Raw genomic sequence first — 3,294 nt, forward strand, 5'->3', positions numbered from 1 at the left:
GCGGCTCTTCTTCGTCATCTTCGCTCCTGATTCGCAGCAAGAATCCTCGCCGCTGTCAGGCAGAAAATCCACTCAAGCTACTGTCCGAATTTGCGGGGCCAGCTCTCTTGAATTGGGGCGCGTTCGGTGTCGCGCTGTTTTTTATTATCAGCGGATTCGTGATGCCGTTTTCGTTTCGAAGCTACGGAAGGGCTGATTTTCTTGTAGCGAGATTTTTTCGCATCTACCCCACATATTGGGTTGGCCTCACCGTCTCACTGACGGTCCTGATGTTCTGCATCCATCTGGCGGGAGACGCGACCTTCCCGCATACCGTAGCGCAGCTTCTGATCGGATATGCCCTCGGCTCCAGAGACATCCTGTGGGAAAAATCGATAGACGGCATAGTCTGGACACTCGAAATAGAATTGAAGTTCTATTTGGTTTGCGCACTCATTTTCTACCTTGGCTACGCGATGGTTCACTTAAGGTTTTGACGGTGCCCGCAGTAATCATGGGCCTTGTTGTGGCTCTTTCCTTCTATCTTCCGGTCGCGAGTTCGACGACGTGGGATTGGGCCGGGCTGGACCTTCCTTACCTGGGCTTCATGTTCATCGGAGTGATGTTCAATTTCCTCTATCGAGGGAAATTGGGAGCCATGACTACCGCTGTTCTAGTCGGAACCTTGCTTGCTTTCTTTTGGTGGTCGCTGACGTTTGGATTTTTCGCGATGCCGGCCGTGATCCCGTCCTACGTCTCCGCAATCGTGCTTTTTGCGCTTGTTATGAAATTTCCGAACGTTCTTGATTTTTTACCCGCTTCCAAGTTTTGGGCGTCGATCAGCTACCCGCTTTACGTTGTTCACGCCGTCACGGGATATGCATTGCTTTCGCTCATGCTCGGGCTTGGGATGAAGGCGTGGCTATCCCTGGTCCTGACATTCGGAGCGGTTACCGCCATTTCATTTGCCATACATCTATTCGTTGAACAGCCGTCCCATGAGTTTGGCAGGAGACTGGCAATTCGGCTTCGTAGGGCGCCGCGACCAGCGATTAGCTCACCTGCCGTTGCCATCGGAATGGCCGTACCAGATGCAGCCGGTGATTGAAAACTCTCTCGACTGTTAGCGCGGTCGCCTTGCCCTGATAGTGGCAGAGACAGCACTTGTGCTGGTGCCAAATATGGCCGAAGCGACGGCATAAATTGTCGTTGTGGCAGGGAGGTTCACCCTGGTTTGGGGGAACCGCGAAGCCAATATTCTGGCCGGCGGCCAACTGATTGTAGGCTTGTGAATTTCGGGTCATACCGTAGCCTCTACCGCCAGTGAAATCGTGAGTGGCACTCGTGGTCGAGATCGAACCGGCCCAGCTCGATGTAGTTGTGGTCGTCGCTCCAGTGAAGTTGAAAACAACATCGACATCCCAATCTCCGGCGGTCAATGGGGGACCGCTCACGTTGACCGGCGTTCCCGTTGCCAGCGATGCTCCAGACGTTCCAGTATGAGTGCCAGATTGCGTTCCCGACGTGTTAACCGCCGTGCCAGCAATGGCGTTCGCAACGCTTGCGGCGATCTGGAACGTGTTCGCCGTAGCGGTCGATGGAATGGTCCCCGCTTGAGTTGCCCTCAAGGTCATTCCCGATGATTGCAACGGTATCAACCTGTGTAAAGACGCTAAACGTCTGCGCCGGAGCAAGGACGCCGTTGATTAGCGACTCTCCCGCAGTGATCTGAATGCCGGATACTTCACCACCGAGGGCTGCGGCTCCGTTTAGACGTTAGACGTCTTGGAGTACCGGCTGCATTCATCTCGGTCCTCTGGACAAATGTACCAGAGCAGAAACAGCAGCATCATCCCGTTTGTAAGCAGCGCTGTACTCAACGGAACGTTCACGAGAGCGTGAAGGGCAAGCGCAGCGGAAGTTGCCATCATCGGTGCTGGGAGATGTCGCGTGCAACTATTTCCGATTGAGAGCACAATTCCACAAAGAAGCGCTGACACCGGTGCCCAGCTCAAGCCCACAGAGGCGATACCTTCGGTCGCGAACAATGAAGCATTCAGATTTCCAACACCGTAGCGGCCGGCGAAAATAACACCGAGTTGATCCGAATAGAAACAACCGTCGATCAGGCGAATGATATTGATCTGACAAAAATAAGTCTTCGGATTAGCGGCAAAAAAATCCGCGTAGTAGTCGATCGCGATCGAGGGAACTGCGAACATTCTTTCATTCACATATCCAAATACAAAATGCACGATTGAGTTATCCGGCGACCCGATCAAATGCAGGAGCAGTCCGAGCACGAGTGGCGCGCCCAACGAGACGACAGACGCTTGCTTCGGGTCGAAAGATCGAAAGACTAGAAATATGAAGGGAAGCCAGACTGCAGCGAATAAGACGGTCTTGTTGAGAAGAGCTGGATAGAAGCATGGTATAAGAAGCAGACTTGTCATCGCCATAAATTTGGATCCGCGCTGCGCGTAAAACGCAAATGCAAACGGCAAGACGGCGTAGATGATGTTGCTCGTTGCGTAGTTCAGGAGCATTGGCCGCATGAAGCTACCGCGCAATTGCGCTGCTTCGTGTATCCCTACAAAGGCGAAACCATAGCCGAGATTCAAAAAAAGAATTACGACCGCGACGACTAGAAAAATCCTGACGCAGGCATCCATGGACTCGGTCGAGACTGTGAACACTCGTTTTGCAGGTCTGAGCTGAAAAAGGACGGGCGCCAAAAATGCTAACAGGGATGCAATAGCTGACCAGCGAGCAGCTGCGTGATCATATCGTGACGAGCTGAAGTAGCTAAGCCAGACAAAGCCGCCAATTGTTCCCAAGAATGCTACACTCAGCGGATATCCGAAGCTAAAATTCGCGCGGAAGAACAGCGGCAATAACAACAATAGTGATGCCGTACCGAGAGCGGCTGTCCACCTGGGGCTGAGGGCTACTCCTGCAGCAACCTCCACCGCCGTCAAGGATATCACAACAACCGCTAAATAGAATGCGAGCAGCGTCTGAGAAACCAGTTCAGTGGAGCCGGTTAGCTCGAATCGCGAACGGCACGGACGGGGCGAGTCAGTACACTGCATATGAACCAGCGATGATACGAAACCTGCCCGAAGCTACAATTTTCAAAATCAAGAGCTTTCGAATTGGTGGCCATTGTTTCAAAAGTCGCCTTGCAAGGCAGCCAATGTAGGTTGAGCTATGGCTGATTTTGGGTGACGCGGCCTGATCAGGCGGCGTGGCTTTCAGTGTTCGGAATGACTTCGATTCCGTCGATGAACTTTACACCGGCGATGACTTTCGGCA

3 protein-coding genes are annotated in these 3,294 nt (G+C 52.9%); 2 read left to right on the forward strand and 1 reads right to left on the reverse strand.

Annotation, left to right across the window (positions count from 1 at the left end):
- The coding region (locus tag QJT78_RS49635) for an acyltransferase family protein (protein ID WP_281460807.1) at positions 1-476 on the forward strand (476 nt) is incomplete at its 5' end.
- A gap of 2 nt (positions 477-478) precedes the next feature.
- Positions 479-1,087 carry a hypothetical protein gene (locus QJT78_RS49640; protein ID WP_157790300.1) on the forward strand — a complete coding sequence of 203 codons (609 nt, stop codon included), beginning with the start codon at positions 479-481 and terminating at the stop codon, positions 1,085-1,087.
- Between the two features lie 661 nt (positions 1,088-1,748).
- Here the strand turns inward: QJT78_RS49640 and QJT78_RS49645 are convergent.
- Positions 1,749-2,957, reverse strand: coding sequence for a hypothetical protein (locus QJT78_RS49645; RefSeq protein ID WP_157790302.1), 1,209 nt, complete (start codon positions 2,955-2,957; stop codon positions 1,749-1,751).
- Positions 2,958-3,294: the final 337 nt, after the last annotated feature.

The organism is Bradyrhizobium sp. Mp27 (genome assembly GCF_029953005.1).
Classification (GTDB): Bacteria; Pseudomonadota; Alphaproteobacteria; order Rhizobiales; family Xanthobacteraceae; genus Bradyrhizobium; species Bradyrhizobium barranii.